This window comes from Acinetobacter sp. CIP 102136, assembly GCF_000369685.1.
GTDB classification, from domain to species: domain Bacteria; phylum Pseudomonadota; class Gammaproteobacteria; order Pseudomonadales; family Moraxellaceae; genus Acinetobacter; species Acinetobacter fasciculus.
This window is the reverse complement of sequence record NZ_KB850147.1, coordinates 125,340-150,788: the sequence shown is the minus strand read 5'-3', so window position 1 is coordinate 150,788 and position 25,449 is coordinate 125,340. Positions and strand designations below refer to the sequence as shown.

27 protein-coding genes and 3 pseudogenes are annotated in these 25,449 nt (G+C 38.1%); 22 read left to right on the top strand and 8 right to left on the bottom strand.

The features are described 5' to 3' along the window. Both F893_RS17745 and F893_RS16585 read right to left on the bottom strand, forming a co-directional pair. Positions 1–137, bottom strand: a pseudogene (locus tag F893_RS17745) (helix-turn-helix domain-containing protein); the annotation flags it as partial. 107 nt (positions 138–244) lie between these two features. Further along, entirely contained in the window at positions 245–1,792 is a 1,548-nt protein-coding gene (locus F893_RS16585) for an SIR2 family protein (protein ID WP_005252363.1), read from the bottom strand. A gap of 147 nt (positions 1,793–1,939) precedes the next feature. Here F893_RS16585 and F893_RS16580 point away from each other — a divergent pair, with 147 nt between their 5' ends. Both F893_RS16580 and F893_RS16575 read left to right on the top strand, forming a co-directional pair. Then, on the top strand, positions 1,940–2,335 hold the full coding sequence (locus tag F893_RS16580; RefSeq protein ID WP_081400851.1) for a transposase family protein: 396 nt from the start codon (positions 1,940–1,942) through the stop codon (positions 2,333–2,335). Continuing rightward, positions 2,283–2,753, top strand: coding sequence for an IS5/IS1182 family transposase (locus F893_RS16575; RefSeq protein WP_005253635.1), 471 nt, complete (start codon positions 2,283–2,285; stop codon positions 2,751–2,753). Before F893_RS16580 ends, F893_RS16575 begins: the two co-directional genes overlap by 53 nt. A 419-nt stretch (positions 2,754–3,172) precedes the next feature. Here F893_RS16575 and F893_RS16570 read toward each other — a convergent pair whose 3' ends face one another. Continuing rightward, positions 3,173–3,670: a hypothetical protein gene (locus tag F893_RS16570; protein ID WP_005252358.1), complete on the bottom strand. Its 498-nt coding sequence runs from the start codon at positions 3,668–3,670 to the stop codon at positions 3,173–3,175. Between the two features lie 94 nt (positions 3,671–3,764). On the opposite strand from F893_RS16570, the gene F893_RS16565 reads away from it, so the two are divergent. Further along, positions 3,765–3,971 (top strand): helix-turn-helix domain-containing protein, encoded by a 207-nt coding sequence (locus F893_RS16565; protein WP_005103069.1) that lies wholly within the window; start codon positions 3,765–3,767, stop codon positions 3,969–3,971. Positions 3,972–4,014: 43 nt separating this feature from the next. Here F893_RS16565 and F893_RS16560 read toward each other — a convergent pair whose 3' ends face one another. Further along, positions 4,015–4,350, bottom strand: a complete 336-nt coding sequence (locus F893_RS16560; protein ID WP_005252356.1) for a helix-turn-helix domain-containing protein — start codon at positions 4,348–4,350, stop codon at positions 4,015–4,017. A gap of 316 nt (positions 4,351–4,666) precedes the next feature. Here F893_RS16560 and F893_RS16555 point away from each other — a divergent pair, with 316 nt between their 5' ends. The 4 genes from F893_RS16555 to F893_RS17740 all read left to right on the top strand — a co-directional run bounded on the left by F893_RS16555 (position 4,667) and on the right by F893_RS17740 (position 8,371). Beyond that, on the top strand, positions 4,667–5,281 hold the full coding sequence (locus tag F893_RS16555) for a DUF6088 family protein (RefSeq protein WP_005252354.1): 615 nt from the start codon (positions 4,667–4,669) through the stop codon (positions 5,279–5,281). An 85-nt stretch (positions 5,282–5,366) separates the two neighbouring features. Next, positions 5,367–6,848, top strand: a complete 1,482-nt coding sequence (locus F893_RS16550; protein ID WP_005171197.1) for a type I restriction-modification system subunit M — start codon at positions 5,367–5,369, stop codon at positions 6,846–6,848. Further along, positions 6,845–7,519 (top strand): restriction endonuclease subunit S, encoded by a 675-nt coding sequence (locus F893_RS16545; protein WP_005252351.1) that lies wholly within the window; start codon positions 6,845–6,847, stop codon positions 7,517–7,519. The genes F893_RS16550 and F893_RS16545 overlap by 4 nt, the downstream gene beginning before the upstream one ends. 38 nt (positions 7,520–7,557) lie before the next feature. Continuing rightward, positions 7,558–8,371, top strand: a protein-coding gene (locus F893_RS17740; protein ID WP_004729218.1) for an IS5 family transposase whose coding sequence is annotated in 2 segments (ribosomal slippage) — positions 7,558–7,944 and positions 7,946–8,371 — 813 coding nt in all. Because the reading frame shifts where the segments join, the coding sequence is not laid out codon by codon here. Positions 8,372–8,829: 458 nt separating this feature from the next. On the opposite strand, the gene F893_RS16525 is transcribed toward F893_RS17740, so the two are convergent. Then, on the bottom strand, positions 8,830–9,396 hold the full coding sequence (locus F893_RS16525; protein ID WP_004282172.1) for a recombinase family protein: 567 nt from the start codon (positions 9,394–9,396) through the stop codon (positions 8,830–8,832). Between the two features lie 315 nt (positions 9,397–9,711). Between F893_RS16525 and arsC the strand changes: the two genes are divergently transcribed. The 7 genes from arsC (at position 9,712) to F893_RS16490 (ending at position 14,914) form a co-directional block, all read left to right on the top strand. Continuing rightward, on the top strand, positions 9,712–10,140 hold the full coding sequence (arsC, locus tag F893_RS16520; RefSeq protein WP_004644743.1) for an arsenate reductase (glutaredoxin): 429 nt from the start codon (positions 9,712–9,714) through the stop codon (positions 10,138–10,140). Between the two features lie 44 nt (positions 10,141–10,184). Continuing rightward, entirely contained in the window at positions 10,185–10,508 is a 324-nt protein-coding gene (locus F893_RS16515; protein WP_005253625.1) for a metalloregulator ArsR/SmtB family transcription factor, read from the top strand. A gap of 4 nt (positions 10,509–10,512) precedes the next feature. Next, positions 10,513–10,986, top strand: coding sequence for an arsenate reductase ArsC (locus tag F893_RS16510; RefSeq protein ID WP_005253624.1), 474 nt, complete (start codon positions 10,513–10,515; stop codon positions 10,984–10,986). A 5-nt stretch (positions 10,987–10,991) separates the two neighbouring features. Next, positions 10,992–12,032, top strand: a complete 1,041-nt coding sequence (arsB, locus tag F893_RS16505) for an ACR3 family arsenite efflux transporter (protein WP_005253623.1) — start codon at positions 10,992–10,994, stop codon at positions 12,030–12,032. Positions 12,033–12,036: 4 nt separating this feature from the next. After that, positions 12,037–12,741, top strand: coding sequence for an arsenical resistance protein ArsH (gene arsH, locus F893_RS16500; RefSeq protein ID WP_005253621.1), 705 nt, complete (start codon positions 12,037–12,039; stop codon positions 12,739–12,741). Positions 12,742–12,758: 17 nt separating this feature from the next. Then, complete coding sequence (trxB, locus tag F893_RS16495) at positions 12,759–13,712, top strand: thioredoxin-disulfide reductase (RefSeq protein WP_005253620.1); 954 nt, start codon at positions 12,759–12,761, stop codon at positions 13,710–13,712. A gap of 110 nt (positions 13,713–13,822) precedes the next feature. Then, the gene (locus F893_RS16490; protein WP_005253618.1) at positions 13,823–14,914 is read left to right on the top strand and encodes an ArsO family NAD(P)H-dependent flavin-containing monooxygenase; all 1,092 of its coding nucleotides are present in this window, start codon (positions 13,823–13,825) and stop codon (positions 14,912–14,914) included. A 26-nt stretch (positions 14,915–14,940) separates the two neighbouring features. Here F893_RS16490 and F893_RS16485 read toward each other — a convergent pair whose 3' ends face one another. Then, positions 14,941–15,912, bottom strand: a complete 972-nt coding sequence (locus F893_RS16485; protein WP_005253615.1) for an IS481 family transposase — start codon at positions 15,910–15,912, stop codon at positions 14,941–14,943. 41 nt (positions 15,913–15,953) lie between these two features. Here F893_RS16485 and F893_RS18355 point away from each other — a divergent pair. From F893_RS18355 to F893_RS16450, 7 genes and pseudogenes are all read left to right on the top strand, one after another. Then, positions 15,954–16,037, top strand: a pseudogene (locus F893_RS18355) (type II toxin-antitoxin system RelE/ParE family toxin); the annotation flags it as partial. Between the two features lies 1 nt (position 16,038). After that, positions 16,039–16,329, top strand: coding sequence for an addiction module antidote protein (locus F893_RS16480; RefSeq protein WP_005253613.1), 291 nt, complete (start codon positions 16,039–16,041; stop codon positions 16,327–16,329). Positions 16,330–16,959: 630 nt separating this feature from the next. Next, complete coding sequence (locus tag F893_RS16470; protein WP_005253611.1) at positions 16,960–18,771, top strand: copper resistance system multicopper oxidase; 1,812 nt, start codon at positions 16,960–16,962, stop codon at positions 18,769–18,771. Continuing rightward, the gene (locus F893_RS16465; protein WP_004897649.1) at positions 18,758–19,096 is read left to right on the top strand and encodes a hypothetical protein; all 339 of its coding nucleotides are present in this window, start codon (positions 18,758–18,760) and stop codon (positions 19,094–19,096) included. The genes F893_RS16470 and F893_RS16465 overlap by 14 nt, the downstream gene beginning before the upstream one ends. Further along, on the top strand, positions 19,083–20,027 hold the full coding sequence (locus tag F893_RS16460) for a copper resistance protein B (RefSeq protein WP_004668309.1): 945 nt from the start codon (positions 19,083–19,085) through the stop codon (positions 20,025–20,027). The genes F893_RS16465 and F893_RS16460 overlap by 14 nt, the downstream gene beginning before the upstream one ends. Positions 20,028–20,143: 116 nt before the next feature. After that, positions 20,144–21,007, top strand: a complete 864-nt coding sequence (locus F893_RS16455) for an IS982 family transposase (protein ID WP_004679438.1) — start codon at positions 20,144–20,146, stop codon at positions 21,005–21,007. 488 nt (positions 21,008–21,495) lie between these two features. Then, the gene (locus tag F893_RS16450) at positions 21,496–22,200 is read left to right on the top strand and encodes an IS6 family transposase (protein WP_005253610.1); all 705 of its coding nucleotides are present in this window, start codon (positions 21,496–21,498) and stop codon (positions 22,198–22,200) included. 134 nt (positions 22,201–22,334) lie between these two features. On the opposite strand, the gene F893_RS16445 is transcribed toward F893_RS16450, so the two are convergent. Beyond that, the gene (locus tag F893_RS16445) at positions 22,335–22,664 is read right to left on the bottom strand and encodes a four-helix bundle copper-binding protein (RefSeq protein ID WP_016804323.1); all 330 of its coding nucleotides are present in this window, start codon (positions 22,662–22,664) and stop codon (positions 22,335–22,337) included. 366 nt (positions 22,665–23,030) lie between these two features. Here F893_RS16445 and F893_RS16440 point away from each other — a divergent pair. After that, a pseudogene (locus F893_RS16440) lies at positions 23,031–23,267 on the top strand (hypothetical protein); the annotation flags it as partial. A gap of 123 nt (positions 23,268–23,390) precedes the next feature. On the opposite strand, the gene brxL reads toward F893_RS16440, so the two are convergent. Beyond that, positions 23,391–25,430, bottom strand: a complete 2,040-nt coding sequence (gene brxL / locus F893_RS16435; RefSeq protein WP_005253607.1) for a protease Lon-related BREX system protein BrxL — start codon at positions 25,428–25,430, stop codon at positions 23,391–23,393. Between the last annotated feature and the right edge of the window lie 19 nt (positions 25,431–25,449).

The following is a 25,449-nucleotide window of genomic DNA, read 5'->3' as shown; positions in this document are numbered from 1 at the left end:
GCAACACTTTTACCTTCGGAAAGCCAGAGAATAGTTTGGGCACGTTGCCTTTCACGCCAATGTTTTGCATGCTTGACCAGAAAAATGAGTCGTTCTCGCTGTTCTAAACTAAGTGGTACAGAAACAATTCTAGGCATGTGTGAACATCTGTTAACTAAAAAAACCTTTTCGCATCATTAGTTATTTTTGTCAACTTACGAGTCTAGGCTTTTTATGTTGTTAATATCTCTGGATATTAGAATAACTAAGATATTAAACTATCAATCGTTCCACCATATTTTAAGTAGTCATACAGGCTAAGTAAATTCTTAAATAGGCTATCATCACTATTTTTACCTAAGCATTTTCCAGTTTTAAGATGGACTGCTATTTCATCTATAGAAATTTTTTCATTAAAAATATTCCAATAGATTTGATTATATTTGTTAGAAACCTTCGCATCACATTCTTCAATTTCATCAAAACTTCTAATAATCTTAGCTGTTTGAGGGATAGAACTATAAATTTTCTTAAGTCTATCAATCTGTATCTCTTTCAATTGTTCCAAATTATTAATTTTATTTGAGACATTTGATAACCCAAAAATTGGGATAATTCTCTGTTGTAAATTTTCCTGCTTATTGATCAAATTAGCCAAAGATTCATTCGATTCAGCAATAATATTAAAATAATCTGATATGATTTCATTGAAGTTTCGGAATTGAACTTGAAGATTTTTCTCAGTACCAATAGCTAGAACAGTTTGATTATTATGTAACTTACTAGGATCAACAGTGATTGTTACTTTGACACCCTCAGATCCTTTAACAATATCATGATAAATATTTTGGACTTTTCTAATATCCATTGCGGAGATAGGGAGTACTAAATTTGAAATATTCCTGAAAAGTTCTGAAAAATTATCAGTCTTTATTTTATTAATCCGAATAATGCCAATATCCTTAATATCAATATCATGTGCTGCAACTTCTATTGACTGACTATCTGGCTCATATTCGACTAACAGAAAATTATTTCTAATTTTTTGAGCCATCTCAGAATTCGTATCTACATACGAAAATATCGTCTTCAAGATACTTCTAATATTTTCATCAGTAATACTATAACCAATAAAGATCACTGGGTTATGCATGAATAAAGAAAGCATCTGAGCCTTTATCAACTCATATTTTTTGTCAAATTTTTCATAGTCTTCTGCAGTAATGATGATATTTCGGCTATCAGTCACACAACCATGAATTTTATAAATTGAACCATAGGGATTACTTAAAAGAATATTATTTCCTATCAATGGTGTAAAAAATTCAAAAGTTTTCTCTGTCAATAAATCATAATTAGTCGTTATAACAGCAGACAGATTCTTACGAGCTTTAATTAGTTCTTCAATTTCAGATGTTTTGTCCTCTCTAATTTCATGATTGGACAATAGTTCAGCAATATAAGCCTTAAATGCACTAAATTTTTTATTCTTATCAATACTGTTGAAGTATTGTTCTCTAACCCCATTGAAAATTTTTTTATCATTATCAATAACAGTAGCATTAAAAATTTTTTCTAGCTCTTGGGCTACGAGTTCAAAAGAAATATTGTCATTAATGAAACAACGACTCTTTAATCTTAAGTATTCACGTTGCCAACTAGTGTTGTCTTCATCATAAAAGAGATCATCTGCAACTCGCTGTAATAATCCTTCCCATGTATAAGATTTTTTTAAATATCTCAGGCTAAATCCAGTTCCAAGAAATAAAATTGGATGATTTTTTATTTGTTGAAAAAACTCATTTAAATACATGAAGAAAGCCTTGTAAATTTTTGTTTATATTGTCACTTAAAAAACATAAAAGCAAAAAAATAGATCTCTTTCATAAATCAAAAAACGATCTTCTTTTTGGTTAATATTTGCACTCCGGATTTCTTAGCATTCGTGCATAATCTGCGGATGAAATACATCGATTCAAACAAGCTTTCTGATCCTCAGTTCAAGCGATACACAGGCATCTCATGGTCAACTTTCTATTTGATGGTTGAGCAATTGCAGAAGCATGTCTCTGCCAAAGGCAGACCGCCCAAGTTAAGCCTGGAGGATCAGGTCCTGCTCTGTCTGAGCTATTGGCGGGAATACCGAACCTTATTTCACGTTGTGACGAGTTACGGGGTTTCAGAGCCCACAGCCTCAAGAATTGTCCGTCATGTTGAAGACTGCCTGATTCGGTCCAATCTGTTTAATTTACCCAAAGATTTACCCGAGGGCGAAGGCATCGACTGGCATGTTGTGATCGTGGATGCCACGGAAATTCCAATCCAAAGGCCTAAAAAAACAGAAGAAAAGCTATAGCGGCAAGAAAAAGACCCATACCTTTAAAGTACAGGCCATGATTCACTACAAAACTCAGAAAATTCTGAGTTTATGTACCAGTCGCGGTGCAGTGCATGATTTCGAGTTGTTCAAACGCAATTTAAACCAGATTCCTTTTGGGGCTTTTATCCTTGCAGATAAAGGCTATCAGGGGATTTATGTGTTGTATCCGAATAGCCTGTTGCCATTAAAAGCCAAAAGACACTGTAAATTGGATCCTGAATTGAAAATCTATAATCAAGAAATCAATAAAAGAAGAATCGGAATTGAGCATGTATTTGGCAACCTGAAAACCTTCAAAATCCTTGCTGAGCGTTATCGAAATAGAGGTAAAAGGCTTGGTTTGAGATTCAATTTAATCGCTGGAATCTACAACTTGGAACTGAGCAAAAAATGATTTATGAAAGAGGTCTAATGTCGAATACTAATTTAGACTTAAGCAACCACTTATCCATCACCTCGTACATAGATAATTATACTTTCCTATAGCAGTGATAAGTACGATATTTATATATGAAGAAGATTTGCAAATGATTGGATAAATTTGCCACTCTTTCCTATACCTGATAAGTTACTTTAATTAAAAAAATTTAACCCTTATCTTTATTAGCATAAATTTTTTCTCTATCTAATCTTCCTTTAATTTTTAATTCATAGAATCTATGTAAAATTCTATCCATCACAGTATGAGAAATAGTCGGGTCTTGGAATTGTTCAAACCATAATTGCTATTGACGAAAAATTAGAATAATTTTTAACATGAAATAATAAAATATTTATTTTAACACGTTGTTTTTATTATAATTTTATCAATAATCATCTGTTGTGTATTTTAATAATCTTATCTATTGTTTTTATTTTTAAGTTGCAATAATCAATCTGATAATCAATTTCTTCTCTATATTTTTTTATTGAATAGCAAAATTCTGGGTAAGATAAAGTTAACTCATTAATGAATTCAGCCTGTTTAATCAAAAAAATTAACTCTTTTTTTAGTTTGTTCTTTTGAACATTTAAAGGATTTCTTGATTCATTCTCGATCAACTGCTTTCTCAACTCCTTTAATTTTTGAGTTTCACTATATAAATAAGATTTTTTCTTAAATAGCGATCTTTGAGCAACTAAGTAGTCATTTTTTGATAATAATTTTATAGCTGCATACATATCTTCTCGTAAGCTTTTAACATTGGATGAATCCAACTGATCTGATTGTCTAATAATCTCCCAAAAACATTTGGCTTCCCAATCCTCAATTTCATAATTTTTTATTATTTCAAGAAATTGGTCAGCCAATGGAATATTAAACTTCATCATTTTGGAAACCTTTAAAAAGTAAAAGAGGATTATAGTCCGTGGATGTTTAGTCCTCAATTAGTGATATTTCTTTTTTTTGAGCAGTTTGTTCCAAATGTCAGAATTATCAAAAGTAATTGGTTGTTCAATCCGCAACAAAAGAAAAGAGAAAAATATCACTCAAGAATCACTCGCATTGCAATGTGGAATTGATCGTAGTTATATGGGACGTATTGAACGTGGTGAGGTCAATATCACAGTAGAAAAACTATATGAAATAGCATCAGCTATGCAAATTCCAGCCAAAGATTTGATTCCCTAGTTTCATTCAAATATAAACTAGAAATCCAATCTAATTTTAAAAACTACCAACCTAAATTAGGTGTATCTATTTTATTTTTATTATTGCCTGAAGCTCTTTTCCTTATTTTTCCTCTTAGTTTTAAGAGCTCTATAGGAGATAAAGGAGGCTCGGGCAGAAATGAATCAATCTCATCTAACATTTCCAAAGCTTGAAGAATAGCTATCAGATCAGCCAGTCGAACATTTCCTTTCTCTGCTTTTAGCACTGTCCTTTTTGAAACCCACGCCCTGTCTGCGACTTCTACTTGTGTCATGTCTCGGTTTAATCGTGCTCGCTTTAACCGTAGCCCAATTACTTCGGCAATGTAGGAGGGATTATCACTTTTATAAAATTTCATTTTTAAAATTTGAACTATTAATAAATTAACTTAAAGATATTCTTTCTACACGGAATCGCCAAATATCATTGAAGTTGACGTTAAGTGCCAAAATCTGTACTTAACAAAGATTTTTATAGGATTAAGTGCAAGATATTGCACTTAATAGCACACCCCACATCCAAATTATTTTAGTAAAAATCTTAATTTACTTAAATTTTGTTTAATCTAATAATGTAGAAGAAATACATAAAATCGAACATGGTAGTTGAAGGCATACGTTGTGTAGTTACCTGATGGTTTCAACCACCTTTTATATAGTCTGTTTGGGGCTTCTATGTCAGATATTGCAAAAGCAGTTCAGGAACGGGTAAAAGGATTTCGCCTTGGGTATGTCTTTTCTGTGGACGAGTTTGAACAGTATGGAAAGACTGAAGTGGTTTATCTGGAGCTCCATCGTTTAAATGCGCAAGGCGTGATTAATCGTATTCAGCATGGTGTTTATTACAAACCTGAGCCCAACATTATGTTAAAGGGGCGATACCTGAGCCCTAATATTTATGATGTAGTTAAAGTGATTGCTGAAAAAAATGGTGAATTCATCCAGGTTCATGGGGGGATGGCTGCAAATCGTCTTGAATTAAGCACTCAGGTTCCAGTAATGGATGTGTTTTATACTTCAGGTTACTCTCGTGAATTTAAGATTGGCGGCACTCAGGTAAGATTGCTGCATACTAAAAACAATAAATTTTTCCAACATCCCTTCGATAGCCGCGTAGGAATGGCCATATCAGCATTACTCTTTTTGGGAAAAAAGATTGTTGATTTAAATATGGTTAGAAAGCTTGAAAAGACACTTACATCTGAAGAGTGGATATTACTTTCTCAGTCTTCTTTGCCGGCATGGTTGCATAATTTATTAGATGAGCAGAAGACAAAGTCCTATTTTTAAGCCTAGATTTTTTGCATTCCTTATCCATAGCTTTTCATATTGAAATCTACCACAATACGCTCAAAGAAATTTGAGAGTCATCAGTGTGATTACAGGCGAAATTAAAAGCAAAATTGACCAGATCTGGAACTCTTTTTGGAGTGGTGGTATTTCCAATCCTCTAGAAGTCATGGAGCAAATGACTTATTTGCTCTTTATCCGCCGACTCGATGAAATTCAGATTACCAAAGAAAAGAAAGCCAACCGCCTAAAAACTGCTGTAGAAAAGCCAATTTTTACACCTGAACAAGACCATTTACGTTGGTCTAAATTTATTACGCTCGGCGATCCTACTCAGCTTTATGACACGATTGCTAATGAAGTTTTCCCATTCATAAAAAGCATTGGGAATGAAGATGACACCACCTACAGTCATCACATGAAAGATGCTCGTTTTACGATTCCAAATGCTGCACTTTTAACTAAAGTAGTTGATCTGTTGGCTGAAGTACCAATGGATGACAAAGATACCAAAGGTGATATTTACGAGTACATGCTTGGTAAGATCGCTTCAGCAGGTCAAAATGGTCAGTTCCGTACTCCTCGCCATATCATCAAGATGATCGTGGAGCTGATGCAGCCAAAACCGACAGATACCATCTGTGACCCTGCATGTGGTACAGCAGGCTTCCTCGTTGCAGCCAGTGAATATTTAAACGAACATCACAGCACTGAGATTTTTGCCAATCCTGAAGCAGCGAAACGTTTTAGTGAAGAAACCTTCTTTGGTTATGATTTTGACAGCACCATGCTTCGTATTGGTTCGATGAATATGATGCTGCACGGTGTTGAAAATCCAAGGATTGAAAACCGTGATTCTTTAAGCGAAGCACATTCACATATTGAAAGTCAGTTCAGTTTGATTCTTGCCAATCCACCATTTGCAGGCAGCCTGGACTACGAAAGCTGTGCCAAGAATATTCAGGCGATTGTAAAAACCAAAAAGACGGAACTGCTGTTTTTAGCCTTGTTCTTACGCATATTAAAAACAGGTGGTCGTGCTGCGATTATTGTCCCTGATGGGGTGTTGTTTGGTTCTTCTAAAGCACATAAAGATTTGCGTCAGAAGATTGTGGAAGAGCAAAAGCTCGAAGCCATTATTTCGATGCCTTCAGGGGTGTTTAAACCGTATGCAGGGGTTTCAACTGCCATTCTGATTTTCACCAAAACTGAAACTGGTGGTACAGATAAGGTTTGGTTCTATGACATGCAGGCAGATGGTTATTCGCTAGATGATAAGCGTAATGAACTCGATGCTTCTAAGCATGAAAATAACAATATTCCTGACATTATTTCCCGTTTTAAAAACTTAGAAGGTGAAGCTAATCGTAAAGCGACTGAACAAAGTTTCTTAGTTGATAAGGCCGATATTGCTGCCAATGGTTATGACTTGTCGATTAACCGTTATAAAGAAGTGGTATATGAGCAAGTTGAATATGAAGCACCAAACAAAATTTTGACCGATTTAGAACAACTTGAGCAGGACATTCTTAAGGGAATGAATGAGCTTAAGGAGTTACTGAAATGAGCTATCCCAAAATGAAATTGGGTGATTGCACCGAAATTTTTTCTGGCTCAACTCCACGAACAAATAATCCTGATTTTTGGGATGGTGACATTATTTGGGTTACACCTAAAGACTTGAGTAAATTGAAGTCCAAATTCATTTCTAAAACAGAAAGTAAGATTACTCAATTAGGCTTTGATAGTTGTTCAACTAAGCTACTTCCTGAAAATTCTGTTTTATTTAGCTCTCGTGCTCCAATTGGACATGTTGCTATTAATACAGTGCCAATGTGTACCAATCAGGGTTTCAAAAGTTTTGTACCGAAATCAAATTTATTAGATGCTCAATATTTGTATTACTGGTTGAAAGCAAATAAAGAATATCTTCAAGATTTAGGCGTTGGGGCTACTTTTAAAGAAATTTCTAAGACAGTAATCGCTAATGTTGAAATTCCACTTCCACCAATAAACGAACAACGCCGAATTGCTTCTATTTTAGATAAAGCAGATGAGTTACGCCAAAAACGTCAGCAAGCGATTGAAAAGTTAGATCAGCTTTTACAAGCTACTTTTATTGATATGTTTGGTGATCCAGTTAGTAATCCTAAAGGTTTTAAGGTGGCTAAACTTGCTGAACAGGTAGATTTGATTCAAATCGGGCCATTCGGTACTCAGTTACACCAAGAAGATTAGATCTCCTGCGAAAGTAAAAAATTGTTTATACTGGCCCCATGAAATATGAAAATTTAACTAGATTTAATGATGGGGAATTTAAGCGACTCGTTGGAGTTCCTCGTCCATTATTCTTAAAAATGGTATCGGTGTTACAACACGCTGAACTTGCCAAGAAAAAATCTGGAAGGCCGCATTCTTTGTGTTTAGAGGATCAATTATTGTTAACTCTAAACTACTTACGCTGTTATAGGACTCAAATTGAATTATCCGCTGACTATAATCTCGCTGAAAGTAATGTGAATCGTACTATTCATAAAGTTGAAAATGCTCTGATTCAATCACGGATTTTTGCATTACCCAAAAGGAATCAAAAGTTTAGTGAAGGTGATTATGTGATCGTTGATGTCACTGAGTCACAGATTGAGCGTCCCAAAAAAACAAAGAAAATTCTATAGCGGTAAAAAGAAGAAACATACGCTAAAAACACAGGTCATTTTTAACCCAAGACTAAAGCAAATTGTAAGTATACAGGTCGAAAGTGGCAGAAAACATGATCTGACGATTGCGCGTAAGTATTTTAAGGAGATGATCATTTATCCTTGTATTATGGCAGATTTAGCCTATAAAGGATTTCATCAGATTAAGAGTAAGTTACTCATTCCAATCAAGAAACCTAAGAATTTATCATTACCCAAAATAGCAAAACAGATCAACCAAGAAATCAGTCGGCGTAGGATCACAATTGAACATATCAACGGCAAACTTAAATATTTTCGGATATTAACAGAACGGTATAGAAATAGACGGAAACGATTTGGTCTAAGAATGAATTTAATTGTTGGAATGGTGAATTGGATGCTCTTGAATTAACTTTCGCAAGAGATCTATTAGATCATTAAATAGTTTATATCCAATCAATAACTTACTAGATTTTTTCTTTTCCTTTAGATCATTTTCAATCAACTGATCCAATTCTTTTACAGAAAAACTATGCATATTACCCTCTATAGTATCTTTCTGATAAAACAGCATACAGACTTAGCAAGAGGATTTAAAGCTTATTAGATAATTGATATTTATGAAATTGTGAGAAAGATAATATATTAGATTTATCTATTTAAGTTAAGTTTTTCTAAAAATAACATAATACACCTTATACGAAATACTTGATATTTATCATTAAATTTCAGTATATTAGATCAAGCCGTTGTGGGGCATAGGGTACCAGAGCGGCTTTTTATTGATTATTTATGTTCCACGCTTAAAATTCGAACAATGTTTCATGATTTTTATAAGTTAAACTAAATTTAGTTGCCAATCCCAATAAGCTATTCACTAACTTGTAAATATCGGTATACCGCCTGACGACTAATCCCAAAAGCTTTTCCTAATGCCATTTTTGATGGATACTTCCCTTCCCTCCATGCTTGTCGTAAAGCTTCAGCTTGGTCAGGCTTTAGTTTATGCACCCGACCTTTGTACTTCCCCTGAGCAGAGGCGAGTTTTATTCCTTCCTTTTGCCGCTCTAAAATTATCTCACGTTCGAACTGTGCAAAAGCACCCATCAATTGCAGCATCAAATTATCCATCGGGGTGGATTCGGCCGTAAAAGTAATATTTTCTTTTACAAACTGGATGGCAATCCCTCGTTTGACCAGTTTATCTACTTCAGTGACCAAATCTTTCAGGCTTCGCGCAAAACGATCCATGGAATGTACAATCACCCTGTCCCCTTCCCGGACATAGTTCAACATTTCCTGAAATTTAGGTCGGTCAGTATTTTTACCTGAAGCACGGTCAACAAAAATCCGGTCGACTTCAATTCCCTCAAGTTGACGTCCAGTGTTTTGCTCGACAGAACTTACCCGGATATACCCTACTTTTTGGCCTTTCAATTTTTCACGCCCCAATTGGATAAAAATGAACAATTTCGTAAATTATAAATCCTTAATACTAAAGTTACATGTTATTTATGATTAAAAATCATTTAAATGATACATAATTTCATGAACTTTCAGATTGTAACTTTAGGGTATACTCTAAATTTACATATTTAAATAACGAGTTTTTTCTCACTCATAAGAATTTGCAAGAATATATATACATTTATTGACATTAAGTAATTTAAATAAAATCAATATACGTATTTGCATATATGTGGAAATACGTATATAAGTATATCTGAGTTTCTAATAGCAGAGTCAGTCAAAATGTTCTCGACCATAAAGATTTATCACAATCCTGAGTGTGGTACATCAAGGAATACCTTAGCTTTAATTCAAAATGCAGGAATTGAACCAATCGTTATTGAATATCTAATTACCCCACCTTCGAAAGCAGAATTAATTGAACTTATTCGTAGTGCTGGTTTAAGTGTTAGAGAAGCAATTCGTAAAAATGTACCTCCATATTCTGATTTAGAAATTGTTCGGGAAGATTGGTCTGATGAACAGCTTTTAAATTTTATGCTTCAACATCCTATTTTGATTAACCGCCCATTCGTTGTTACGGATTTAGGTACACGTTTGTGTCGTCCTTCTGAAGTTGTTTTGGATATTCTCCCGTTTCCTCAGAAAGGCGCATTTAGCAAAGAAGATGGTGAAAAAATTATTGATGAAAATGGCCTAAGAATTAAATAGCACTTTCTCATCTCTTGAATGGAAAGAATGTGAAGGAGACTTATATGGATCAAGTTAATTTTTTTAAATGCTTATCAGATGAAACACGTCTCAATATAGTGACATTAATTGTTGAAAATAAAGAACTATGTGTATGTGATTTGACTGAAAAACTACAACTCAGTCAACCTAAAATTTCAAGACATTTAGCCCTTTTACGTGCTTCAGGGCTACTTCAAGATCGCAGACAAGGCCAATGGGTTTACTACAGTATCAATCCAAAATTGGCCGACTGGTGTTATGAAATTTTAGATATTTTGAAGACAGTTCAATCTCAGCCAAAGCTGGATGATCAACAACCCTTTTCTGTAAATAGTTATTGTGAGTAATTCAATGAAATTTTTATTTTTATGTACCGGAAATAGCTGCCGTAGCATTTTGTCAGAAGTTTTGTTTAATAGCCGTGCCCCGGAAGGTTGGAAAGCATATAGCGCTGGGAGTAAGCCTTCAGGACAAGTGCATCCGCTGACCATAGAAACCCTTGAAAACTTAGGGTTATCTACTGAAGGTTTATGGAGTAAAACGATTGATGACTGTGAACAGTACCAACCTGATGTTGTGATCACGGTATGTGACTCTGCTGCTCAAGAAGCCTGTCCACTTTATTTGGGTGGAGCAATCAAGGCACATTGGGGCCTAGCTGATCCTTCACACCTGGAAGTAAATAAAGAAGAAAAAATGAAAGCTTTTATGACCACTGTTGAACATATCAACCGTCGTTTAGATGCTTTATTTGCCCTAGATGTAAATAAACTTTCTCGTCCTGAACTCATTGCTGAAATCAATAAAATTTCGAATGTTGAGTAAGAGATATGTCTGAAAAACGCTTATCCTTTTTAGATCGTAACCTGACGCTATGGATTTTTATTGCCATGGCTCTAGGTATTGCAATCGGAAACTTCTTTCCGCAAGCTTCTGTCGCACTCGATCAATTAAGTATCAACTCTGTGAATATTCCAATTGCAGTTGGTCTTATTCTGATGATGTATCCCCCCCTGGCAAAAGTGAACTATGCGACGTTGCCACAAGTATTTAAAGATAAAAAAACACTAACTTTATCTTTAATACAAAACTGGCTAATTGCCCCAGTACTGATGTTTGCTCTGGCTATTATATTTTTACATAGCTATCCCGAATATATGACTGGTGTCATCCTAATTGGTCTAGCTCGATGTATTGCCATGGTATTGGTTTGGAATGGCCTAGCTTGTGGTGATAATCAATATGTTGCAGCCTTAGTTGCCTTTAACAGTATCTTCCAGATTTTATTCTTCAGTACCTATGCCTGGTTATTCCTGACCTTCCTGCCACCTTATTTCGGTGTTGCTTCACAGGTCATTAATGTTGATTTCTGGACCATCACCCATGCTGTTCTGGTTTATCTTGGTATTCCATTTCTGTTGGGTTTCTTAACGCGTTGGATTCTGGTGAAACAAAAAGGGGTAGAGTGGTATGAAACTCAGTTTATTCCGAAAATCAGCCCGCTGAGTTTAATGGCTTTACTGTTCACGATTCTGGCCATGTTTAGCCTAAAAGGTGGTGATGTCGTGAGTCTTCCACTGGAAGTTTTACGAATCGCGGTTCCTTTAACCATTTACTTCGTTTTGATGTTCTTTATCAGCTTCTTCATGAGTAAATGGATGGGCAATGACTATCCTAAGACCACAGCAATCGCATTTACTGCAGCCGGGAATAATTTTGAATTATCACTGGCAGTCGCAATTGCCACTTTTGGTATCGCTTCACCTGTTGCTTTTACCACGATTATTGGTCCATTGGTCGAAGTTCCGGTGTTGATTGCCTTGGTGAGTGTTTCGCTCTGGCTGAGAAAAAAAGTTTTTAAAAAGGCCTAATTCTATGAATCTCCCAAACGTAGATCTTAATCTTCTTGAGCAACCGACTTTTGAAAAAGTTCAGGCAAAAGAACTTGCTCATCCCCCTCGCATTTTGCTCCTTTACGGCTCGAATCGAGAACGCTCTTACAGTCGCCTTGCCGTTCTTGAAGCCGGTCGAATCCTGGAGCATTTTGGGGCGGAAGTAAAAATCTTTCATCCTAAAGGGCTTCCTTTACCTGAAGATGCGGATACTGAGCATCCAAAAGTAAAAGAGTTGCATGAACTTTTAGCATGGTCAGAAGGCATGGTCTGGTGTTCACCTGAACGCCATGGTTCTATGAGTTCAATTTTTAAATCACAAATAGACTGGATTCCACTGGCAGGGGGTGCAATCCGTGCCACCCAAGGTAAAACTCTTGCCTTGATGCAAGTCAGTGGCGGATCACAGTCATTTAACAGCCTGAACCAGATGCGTATTTTGGGTCGTTGGATGCGGATGATCACCATTCCAAATCAGTCCTCAGTTCCAAAAGCATTCTTGGAATTCGAAGAAGATGGACGAATGAAACCTTCAGCTTTCTATGACCGGATTGTGGATGTGATGGAAGAGTTATTTAAGTTCACCTTACTGACCCGTGGTCAAAGCAAATACCTGACAGATCGTTATTCTGAACGTAAGGAATCGGCTGAAGAATTATCTAAACGTGTGAATCAGCGTAGTTTGTAAACGCTAGGTGATATTAAATGCAAAAGAGACATTCTAAATTAATTATTCTAGGTTCAGGCCCTGCGGGTTATAGCGCAGCTGTATATGCTGCACGTGCCAACTTAAAGCCAACGCTGATTGCCGGTTTACAGCTAGGTGGTCAGTTGACCACAACAACCGAAGTCGACAATTGGCCGGGTGACCCTGAAGGTCTAACTGGTCCTGCACTCATGGAACGTATGCAAGCGCATGCTGAACGCTTTGGTACTGACATTGTCTATGACCATATCAACGAAGTTGATTTAAGCGTTCGTCCATTCGTTCTAAAAGGTGATATGGAAGAGTTCACTTGTGATGCCCTGATTATTGCAACAGGTGCAACGGCTCAGTACTTAGGTCTTGAATCTGAAGCTGCATTTATGGGTCAAGGTGTAAGTGCTTGTGCAACCTGTGATGGTTTTTTTTACAAAAACCAAAAAGTTATGGTTGTGGGTGGTGGCAACACTGCTGTTGAAGAAGCCCTTTATCTATCCAACATTGCTTCACACGTGACTCTAGTTCACCGTCGTGACTCTTTACGTGCAGAAAAAATTCTTCAAGATCATCTGTTCGAGAAAGAGAAAGAAGGTAAAATCAGCATCACTTGGAATCATCAAGTGGACGAAGTTCTTGGTGACAGAACGTCAGGTGTAACTGCAGTTCGCCTGCAATCTACCCAAGATGGCTCTAAACAAGATGTAGAAGTTACTGGCTTATTTGTTGCCATTGGTCATAAACCGAATAGCGGCATGTTTGAAGGTCAGTTGAACCTTCGTGATGGTTATATTCAGGTTCAAAGCGGTACGGCAGGTAATGCGACTGCTGCATCTGTTCCGGGTGTATTTGCTGCGGGTGATATTGCTGACAGCGTTTACCGTCAAGCGATTACTTCGGCAGGTTCAGGCTGTATGGCTGCACTTGATGCTGAAAAATATCTTGATAATCTGAATTGATGAGTAGGTTGTCATAATTGAAAAAGTGAATAAATGTAAAAACCCAGTCTTCATGATTGGGTTTTTGCACTAAAGAAATCAGATATAAAAAAACAAAAGGGGAAAAGGCGTTGAACCAGAAACAGACGGAAACAGATGTCATCATTATAGGTGGTGGACAGGCTGCTTTATCTACTGCTTATTTTTTAAAGCGCAAGAAAATCCCATTCATTATATTGGATGAGCAAAATCAAGCAGGGGGTGCCTGGCTGCATACCTGGGAGTCATTGCGTCTTTTTTCTCCTAATACCTGGAGTTCTCTATCCGGTTGGATGATGCCCATCACTGAACAGACCTATCCAACACGAAATGAGGTGATTCAGTATTTATCGGCTTATGAACAGAGATATCAATTTCCGATTGTTCGTCCAGTACATGTCGATCGTGTGGAATCGAATGGAAAGTATTTAGACGTATATGCTGGAGAAAAGTTTTGGCGAGCCAAGGCCGTGGTTAGTGCAACCGGGACATGGAGCCAGCCGTTTATTCCTGATTATCCGGGACAAGAAAACTTTCAAGGTACACAGTTACATTCAGCCCATTACATGAATGCAGACCCATTTAAAGGTAAGAAAGTCATCGTTGTGGGTGGTGGGAATTCAGGCGCTCAAATACTCGCTGAGGTTTCACAAGTTGCTGAAACCATTTGGGTCACGAAAACTCCACCTCAATTTTTATCCGATGATGTGGACGGTCGTGTACTGTTTTTAAGAGCGACGGAACGCTTAAAAGCACAGCAAGAGGGTAAAGTCATTGATCAGCCTGTTGGGGGGCTTGGTGATATTGTGATGATTGATAGTGTTAAGGAGGCAAGGCAGAGAGGGGTTTTGCATAGTCGTCCACCTTTTAAATCATTTACCACAGACTCTATCATTTGGCCTGATGGCTCAAAAGAGCAAGTCGATGCGGTGATCTGGTGTACAGGGTTTAAAGCTTCTTTGGATCACTTGAGGACTCTGGGGGTGATAGAGCCAGACAACCTGATAGAGGTTAAGGACGGAAGATCGGTCAAGATGCCGAACTTGTGGTTGGTAGGCTATGGGGAATGGACTGGGATGGCTTCAGCTACGATAATTGGAGTTTCTAGAACAGCGAGAACCACAGTGGAGGAAATCGTTGCTTATCTACACGAAATTGATACTAAAAATTATTTAGAAAAATGAGCTATCTATCTCATTAGATGTGTGATTCATAGAGATCGTTTCAATTTAGCGATCTCTAAATCCATCTTGTAATTGGCATGTTGAATCCGTTCATTGGATGGGTTGTATTGCTTATGGACCTCATCAGAGAAAGGGGTTTCTTCACATAATTCAAAGTACCTTTCCATCGGTGTTTTACCTTTCAAAGCTGAATGTGGTCTCATCCAGTTATAGTAATGCTGCCATTCGGCTAGCTTGTCTTGGATATCTTCAGAATTAATATCGACAGTAGCGTAGAATTCAGATTTATCAGTCTTTTGAGAACGCTCTACCTTGCCATTCAAATGAGGTGAACCTGGTTTATTTGGCCTAAATTTGATTCCATGCTGCATCAATTTTTTCTGTACTTTTTCAGCAAAAAATTCCCGCCCACGATCGGTCTGTATTCGCTGTATGGGAAAAGGCATTTCTTCAATTACACAGTCTAAAAAGTCGAGCGTATTCGCTGCTGTTCGGCGTTTATATATCCTTAAAACGCGATATCGTGTGCAGTCATCGATAGATGTGTACTGATATAGCCCAGGACCCAATTTACAGGTATCCATTTGAATTCTATCGCCTGGTAATGGGCGCTCATAACGAATGAAATCTACTTTACGATGGAATTTTTTAATCGGTTTGACTTGATGGGTGGATAGTACTTTATGGATAGTCGCTAAGGACAACGAGACTCCGTGCAGCCTCATCAATTCTGTTTGCAAGCGTCGAGCACCCAGATTTCTAGCCGAGCGCATTTCCAATATTAAGGCCTCTAGCTCAGCATTGATTTTAGTATTGGGAGATTTTAATGGGCGTTTACTCTGACTACTTAATCCATCAATACCTTGCTCAGAATATCGTTTCCACCACTTGCGTAATGTTGGTCTAGAAATGCCACATCTCCGACAAACTAGGCCAGCATCATTGGTCTCTTCAAATAATTTAACCCATACGAGTCTTTGTTGAATTTCTCTGTTCATAAACACCAATTATATTGAAATGATGTCTATGAATCACACATGTAATGCTTGGTGGTGGAGATAAATCAACTCAACAACAAGACATCGATCGTGCAGTCAAACTATCGAAAACGTTGGAGGATTAAAATGGTTAAAGTAGCTGATTTACCAAGTTTTGATATGGCTGAGTCACTCAAAACTGAAGAAGACATTGTGATGTATCTCAATATGGTTCTTGAAGAGAATGATCCAGCTGAATTAGCTCATGCACTTGGTGTTATTGCCAAAGCTCGTGGCATGACTCAAATCGCTAAAGAAGCAGGAATTGGGCGTGAGGCACTCTACAAAGCCCTACGTCATGATTCAGCACCACGTTTTGATACGATTAATCGTGTAGTGAATGCTTTATGCTTAAAACTCACAGTACAACACGCCTAAGACTTTAAAAAATATAATAAAAATTGGAGCTAAAGGCGCCCATTTTTAGTTTCGTATAAGGTGTATTATGTTAATTTTAGAGAAACTACTAAATTATATTGAGTTGTAAATATTTGAAAATTCCGTTAAGATATTTTGGATTAAATTCTATTCCTAGATAGCATTCGTGTTGACTCATCTCTCCAAAAAACTTTGGTTTTGTTTTCTTATGGTTTTTGCCATAGGATGGAGTAGTGTGTCTGTTGCATCAGTAAAGATAATGCATATCAATATGCAAACTGAAATGAGCCAAGATCATTGTTTAGATCAAGCACAGCAAGTCACTCAACATGGTATTAATCACGAAGTACAGACGAATACCGATTGCCATAATCATTTAGCTCTTAATCAGAATATAGATTACAAAAAGTGTCAGGAATGTTCTAGCTTATCCTGCCAGACACAGATCTCATGTCTTCATTCTTTGCAAAGCTCGCTAGATCCCCTAGATACCTTCTATTCTATAGATCAGCCTAATTTTTATTACCCCAACCAATATCTAAATGGGTATTGGCAAGAAATTTCACGTCCTCCTAAAACTTAACCAATTTTTTTAAAATTTATTTATTTTTCAAAAACTAAGGTTAAGTTATGTCTCATAAAATTAGTTCGTACCTATTAGCAGGTATTTGTTTTGCATCGTCGCCTTTGGTTTTTGCCGAAGTGCGTGAATATCAGCTTGTTATTGATGAAGCAGTGGTCAGCCCAACTGGAAAGCCTGTAAAGCGCATTACCGTAAATGGTCAATTTCCTGCGCCTTTGCTTGAGTTTGAAGAGGGTGATGAAGCCATCATTCGCGTGAAAAATAATTTAAAAAACCAAGATTCTTCTATTCATTGGCACGGACTGTTGTTGCCGGGCATTATGGATGGTGTACCAGGATTTAATGGTTTTAACGGTATTAAGCCTCAAAGCGAGTATGTTTATAAATTCAAGATTCGCCAAAGCGGGACTTATTGGTATCACGCTCATTCTAAAGGACAGGAACAAGACGGCTTATATGGTTCTTTTGTGATTTATCCAAAAGGTAAAACACCATTGGCAGCACATGAAAAAGCTGAACGTGACTATGTGGTGATGTTGTCAGATTTTCATGAAAAAACCAGTGATCAAATTCAGAAAGATCTTAAAATTTCAGCTGAATATTATCAAGATCAGCGTGAAACCTTGGGTGATGTTTGGAAGCAGGTTAAACGTGATGGCATAAAAGCGACATGGTCTGACCGCAAAATGTGGAATCAGATGCGTATGCTAAAAACCGACATGTCGGATGTTACAGGTTATACCTTCCTCATTAATGGCAAAACACCTGAACAAAATTGGACAGGAATGTTTAAACCGAATGAAAAAATTCGCCTACGTTTTGTGAATGCATCTGCGATGTCTTTCTACGATGTCCGTATTCCTAACTTGAAAATGACTGTGGTTAGTGCTGATGGTCAGCCTGTGAAACCCATTTCTGTAGATGAATTCCGTATTGGTACGGCTGAAACTTATGATGTGATTGTGGAGCCAAAAGGTGGACATTATCAAATTGAAGCTGAGTCAATTGACCGTTCAGGTTATGCGATTGGTACGCTACACAATGAACTAAATCCTGTGACACACGGCATTCATATGCCTCAGCCACGTCCACGCTCGCTTTTGACTATGGAAGATATGGGACATGGTGGTGGTGATCATTCAGGAATGGATCATTCGAAAATGAACCACGGCAATATGCAAGGCATGGATCACTCGAAAATGGATCATTCAAAAATGAACCATGGCGATATGCAAGGCATGGATCACTCGAAAATGGATCATTCACAGCATGGCACAGCAAAACCACAAGAAAATGATCAAGTGGTTTATGGTTGGGCAAATGCATCTACACCTGCGGGCAATAAAGCCTTGCAATATAGTGATTTAAAATCTTTAGAACCGCAAAAAGATACTCGTGAAGCTAGCAGTGAATTAGTAGTGCGTTTGGGCGGTACTATGGAGCGTTATATTTGGACGATTAACGGTAAAAAATTCAGCGATGCTGAGCCATTAAAAGTGAAGTATGGCGAGCGTATCCGTATCAAATTTATTAATGACAGTATGATGGCGCACCCCATGCATTTACATGGCATGTTTATGCAGTTGGAGAATGGTCAAGAGTCGGTAGATATGCCGAATAAACACACATTGATTGTACCACCGGGTAAAACAGTGACTGCTTTATTAACTGCGGATGAGTTGGGCGAATGGGCAATCCATTGTCATTTGTTGTATCACATGAGTGCAGGAATGATGAACAAGTTGATCGTGGCAAATGTTAGCGATGAACAAGTGTCTACAACGCCAATTCAAGGTACAAATTCGACTCAAACTCACCAAGTAACTGAGCAAAAAGGAGCTGGACATGCACATCACTAATTTTGTATTTAAAGCGTTTTTTTCTGTTGCGGTATTGAGTTTAACAAGCTTAAGTTTGGCGCACGAAGGGCATCATTCAACTGCTCAGACTGATGGAAAAAATGTACCATCAATGAATCATCAAGCGATGTCTGAGATGGATCATTCACAGCATTCTCCACAAGAGCATGCACAACACATGCAGATGATGGGGAAAATGAATCATGCTGCACATTCAGCACCGATGAACCATCAACATGCAGGTCATCAGCCAATGCATCACAAATCAACAGAGAAACAGCAAGATCAAAAAGTACAGAAAGGAGATCAACATGCGCACCATTAATCTTTTTTCTAAAACTGTTTTAGCAAGCTCTTTGTTGATGGTCAGTGCAGTGAGTTTGGCACATAATGGTGAAGATCATAGTGCGCCTGAAAAAATGACAGTTGCTACATCTTCTAGTCAAAATCAGCCGATGCAAATGGATCGCTCTCAAATGAACCATAGCCAAATGAATCAGGCACAACATCAGGCAACATCTACGGTTAATCATTTACATCATGTACCAGATGCGAATGCTCAGCAGAGTTCGCATTATGATCATCGCTCAGAACACGGTGCGCAAATTTATGCGATTACGACAGTGGACAATAAGTGGCTTGTCAATGAAGATGGCACAGGTGATTTAAAGTCAGAGTTTGAAACCCGTATTGGCACAGATGAAAATAAGGTTTTTATTAAAATTCATGCCGATAAAGAAGAATCGCATGATGCACATTATGATGCCAAACTTTTATATAGCCGTATGATTTCAGACTTTTGGGATGCACAGATTGGTGCACGTTATCGTAGTGAAAAAGTTGAACTCAATGATCATCGCAAAGACACCGAAGAAAATGTTGATGCGGTGATTGGCTTACATGGTATGGCGCCATATTTCTTTGAAACTGATGCTTATCTCTATGCGGGAGAAGACAATTATGCGGGCTTTAGCCTAGAAACGGAACGTGATTTTCTGATTACGCAAAAGTTGATTATTCAACCTTATTTAGAGTTGGATGCTATCTTTAGTGATGACTCTAAATATGCGAAAAAAACTGGTTTAAGCAGTGCAACCGCAGGGTTTGAAACTCGCTATGAAATCAGTAAAAAGATCATGCCGTATATCGACATTGCCTATGAGTATTCAAAAGGTAATGATGAAACGTCGTGGCAAATAGAATCAAACTCTGAGAAAGGTTGGTTATATGGAGCTGGTGTTAGATTTAGATTTTAATTAATTTAATGATTACTAAATAACCTGAGTTCGATATAAAAAAAGAGTAGAAAAAAAGCCCTGTTTTTGTAACATATTGGTTCTCAAGACAAAATGTTATAAAACAAGGCTTCTCAATGGATCATATTACCGAATTATTTTGTATTTTGGATGATTTCTGCAAAAAATTTAATGAATCTTTAGAGAAAGCTTTAATTTCTAATCAAAAAACCAGGTTGAAAAAGTCAGCTTTAAGCTTGTCTGAAGCAATGACCATTGTCATTTTATTTCATCAATCCGGTTTTAGATTCTTCAAATATTTTTATTGCCAAATGATCGTTCCATTCTGGAAATCTGCTTTTCCTAAACTGCTTAGCTACAACCGATTTATTGAAATCATGCCCCGTTGTTTGCAAGCTCTGAGTAGTTTCTTCCATCAGGTGAAAGGAAAAGATACGGGAATCAGTATCATTGACTCCACTAAATTGGTAGTTTGCCATAATCTTCGGATTAAAAGGCATCGTGTATTTAAAGGCTTGGCCGGTCGTGGAAAAAGTAGTACGGGTTGGTTTTATGGTTTTAAATTACATCTCGTTATCAATAATTTAGGTGAAATTATTAATCTCAAGCTGACATCGGGAAATGTTCATGATGTTGCTATATTAGAATCTTTAACTCAAGAATTAAAAGGGATCCTACTCGGAGACAAAGGCTATTTGAGCAAAGCAAAAGCCGAAGCTTTAGCAGCAAGAGGACTGAAAATATTGACCCCATCACGTCGGAATATGAAAAATAAACCCATCCAAACTGAAGAAGAAAAACAATTACTTTGCAGAAGAGGATTGATCGAAACAGTGAATGATCAATTAAAAAATTTACATCAACTTGAACATTCACGTCATCGTTCGGTAAATAACTTCATGGTGAATATCATGGCTGCTGTAGTGGCTTATTGTTTGAACCCCAATAAGCCAACTTTCCAAAATATGCTAAAAGGTTAAGTGGATTTCATCGAACTCAGGTTAAATAGCTTTATTTAAATAAAACTCTAGCTTAATGTGGCCGGAAGCAAAATGTTAACTTATTTTGCTCCCTCCCTCCCATTTAACATTAGAGCTTATACGAAACGTATATTTTAAATATATAAAAATCAGATACTTGTGTTATAGTGATAATGCTCGACGATGTCGAAAAGCTGACTTGGAAACAAGTCGGCTTTTTTTTAAACTGTTTTGATATATTCCGCCAATAAAATTGATTGTTTCTTAATCAAATTAAAACTTTCTTCAATGTTGTCAGCCTTCTCCGGTAAGAAAATATCCCCAATTTCTGCAGATAAAAAGGGGACGGTTTTTATCCGATCTTGTACGCATTTGCTTACGTCAATTCCGGCCCTTTGCGGCTATGCGGCATACTGGAATTTTTCGGCACTGTTGCAAATAGGCTGACATGATAAGCTAAATATCTTATTTATTTCGAGATACAGCAGATGAATCCCTTCCACGGTCGGCACTTTCAAGGTGAAATCATTCTTTGGGCTGTTCGTTGGTATTGTAAATATGGCATTAGCTATCGTGAACTGCAGGAAATGCTGGCCGAACGGGGTGTGAATGTTGATCACACGACTATTTACCGTTGGGTTCAACGTTATGCTCCTGAAATAGAAAAACGTTTACGCTGGTATTGGCGTAATCCTACAGATCTGAGCTCGTGGCATATTGATGAAACCTATGTAAAAGTGAATGGACGATGGTCTTATCTGTATCGTGCAGTCGATCAACGTGGCCATACTCTTGATTTCTATCTTTTTGCTAGACGAAATACCCATTCAGCTTATTGTTTTCTTGGTAAGATTTTGAATCATATCAAAAAATGGCAAATTCCACGAGTCATAAACACTGATAAGGCTCATACCTATGGCCGTGCTTTGTCGCGACTAAAACAGGAAGGAAAGTGTCCTGAAGACCTGGACCATCGACAGATTAAATACAAGAATAACGTGATTGAATGTGATCATGGCAAGCTCAAACGGATCATCAAGGCTACGTTGGGATTCAAGTCTATGAAAACGGCTTATGCCACAATTAAAGGAATTGAGGTTATGCGTGCTCTACGCAAAGAACAAGCTTCATTATTTTATAACGGTAATATTCTAGGAGAAGTTTGGCTAGTAAATAGAGTTTTCGGTCTCTAAGCTTTTTTGAAGGGAAAATCATCGACTCAGATGCCTATTTGCAACAGTGCCGTTGTTAGTGGTTTGACCCACTAACAACTAACACGTTGGCTATTCATTGAGTAAATCCTAAACTCAACTAATTCTTTTATTTATCAGACAACCATTTTTCGACATTCGACGGCACATTCACGGCAAGCATCAGCACATTGCTGGCAGTGTTGATGCTCATGTTGGCTACATTCATCTGCACAGTATTCACAAGCCTTGGCACAAAGCTCACAAATTTCTTTCATAAAAGGAGATTCTTTTTGCTGCATACGAGCACAGAGCTGACAAATATCTGCACAATCTAGACAACGCTGAATACATTCTCGCATCATCTCCAGATTTTCTTCTTTTAGACAGGCATTTGCACAACTGGCACAGGTAAGGGAACAGCTCATACATGCCTTTGCGCAATCTGAAAATTGGATATCGTTCATCATACTTACCTAAAGTCACTTGATTTAGGAATAAGCTAATCAAAAAAAAAGATATACACTAGGACGATTAGGTAAGGGAAAGTAAAATAGTCATAGATTTTGTTAAATGGTTTTAGATGCTGGCTTTGAGTGATTTAGCTGCTCATGTATTCAATACATATAAAAATATGATCTACTTTCATTCTTATTTTTCTATAGTTTTTCTAAAATCACCCTATGCACGTTATGTGAAGTCAAAAAACTGAACCGTACCGGGTTTGTCGGAGACTTTTTATTTAAGTTAGGCCACCTGACCTAACGGGTTAATCTTATCATTGTACATTGCTTCAAACTCAAAAGGCGATACATTGTCAACGGCATTCTAAAATTGACCCCTTTTACCTTACAAATGGCAAAGTAAAATTGACCCCTGAAATCAGAGAAAGAGCGGTTCAATTACTAATTGAATCTGAAAAAGATTATCCTTCTACTTGGGCAGCAATCACAGCTATTGATCCTAAAATCGGTTGTACTCCTGAAACATTGCGTGTTTGGTATCAAAAATATTTAGATCAACAAAATCCTGTCAAAATACAACAGATATCTGATCAAGAAAAAATGAAGGGTAATCCCCCCTAAAATACTAGCTCTTTAAAAGAGGCAGTATTATGCTTTTACAACATGGTGTTTAACTTGAGAAACTGAATTTAAAACAATCTACTGTAACTCTTCCAGACAGATATGAAATTAATCCACCCCTAGCCCCTTAAACACAGCATCTACCGGATCTGCATAAAAGCTGGTCTGGAACTTGGTAAACAGTTCCACAGGAATCGTTGGGATATCTGCCGCACTACTCATTGGCAAAGCAACCTTCTTGGCACCCGCATCAAAAGCAACTTGAAGACATTCGGCAATACTTTCCACCGGTGTCACAGAACCACCCAAGCTCATATCACCCAGTACCACCATCTGACTTTGTACCGATCGTCCTAACAGGCCTGAAGCGAAAGCCACTAAACTTGGCAAGGCAAGATGGCTGAGCGGCCCGGTATTCTGTAACTCCACCACATGTAAGTGGAAGTCATGTTCCAGCACCTTACTGCCCCCCGAGATCCGGGATGCATTGGCCTTGAAGTAGTAAAAAGCAATCTTGACCTGTTCTTTGGCACCGCTTGAATTCCATAAGCCTGATGTCGCCAATTTTCCTGAACCTTTGGTGACTTGAAGTTCTAAGCGGTATAAGCCTGGCATGCCTTTATTACTGAGCCCGATGGTATATAAGAAACCTGGCTTGGCTGGACCTTCGGGAATCAGTCCGCCACCACCCTGCTCTTTGACTGAGACAAAATGTTCTTCTAAGGTATCATTATCGATATAGCTGAAATGCACATCATAGAATTCCATGCCACCAATTTTCTTCAGCTGCTCTTTGACACGCCGGCGTACCTGCAACGCATATTCCAGACATTGCTGTACATCTTCTTTCTCAAACTGACCGTGTGGGTAGAGTAGCTTCATCAATCCAGAAACCGTCTTGCGAACGGCAATCACATCGCGCTGATTCAGGTTATTTCCGAGTTTGAAGTACTTCTCAATGGCATCCGCAAAGCTACGCTTGCGCATTTCCCGGAAGAATTCAGCCAGATAATCAACAATCAGGCCATAACGGTTGGTAAAGAATTCCGGGCGCATTTTCGGAATTTCCCAACCTGGGATATAGGCATGAAAGCGATCAAAGAATGCTGAATCGATCATAGCTTCAGGAAACGGAGCCAATAAGTGGCTAGTCTTCACCAAAGATTCAACACTTTGGTTAATATTACCCACAAAAACCATCGAAGCTGAGGCTTCCATCTGTTCACGACCACGGGCAAAAGATCCTGAGGCCATGTAGTCTTTCATGATCTGTACGCCATCTTTGTCCTTAAAGGAAATACCGGCGACTTCATCAAAAGCTACCACATCCCATAAGCCCACCAGACCAATACGGCGGCTACTCATGTTATAGAACAGGTTGGCGACAGTCGTTTGCCCACCGGAGACTAAAATACTATTTGGTGAACACTCTTTGTAAATATGGCTTTTCCCGGTACCGCGTGGTCCCAGTTCACAGACGTTATAGTTATTTTCAACGAACGGAACCATACGCGCTAATAGGTGCCATTGCACGTCCTCTTTTAGCGAAGCCGGTTCCATGCCAATCGAACGGATTAAACTCTCGCGCCACTGATCAGTGCTTAACGCTGCTCGTCCATTGAATAGCTCCTCCATATTCATATTGGGCATCTGAATCGGCTTGAGTAAGCTCACGCCAAATGGAGAACTGGTCTGCCCTTCATCAAAGTAGTAGCTGAGTGTGGCGATGACCCAGATACCACCGACCAGCAGCTTTTCATACTCTTTGACAATGCCTGCCGAGATTTCGGCATCTTTGATCCCCAGATTACTAAAGGAGGCTTCGTATTTGTCCTTACGCTCATTCAGCTTCACCGTGACCCGATCAATGACTTTATAACTGCCCCGCTCACGAACCAGGGATTTCACCTTCTCGGCTTCATCCGGGCGGACATAATTCTCTGCCAACACGGTCTTTACGTTACGCAGACCTTGTTCAATGATCTCAGGGTCATCCGAGGCACAGTACATCCCCAGCAGGTACTCAAGTACATAGACCGGGACATTGGCCCCTTCTTTGATCAGTTTAGTCAGATCCTTACGTACCACCCGCCCAGCAAAGTGTTCATTCAGCAGCTGATCCAGTTCTTTATCGTTAGCAGATTCCATGTAGGCTACGCTCTATCGT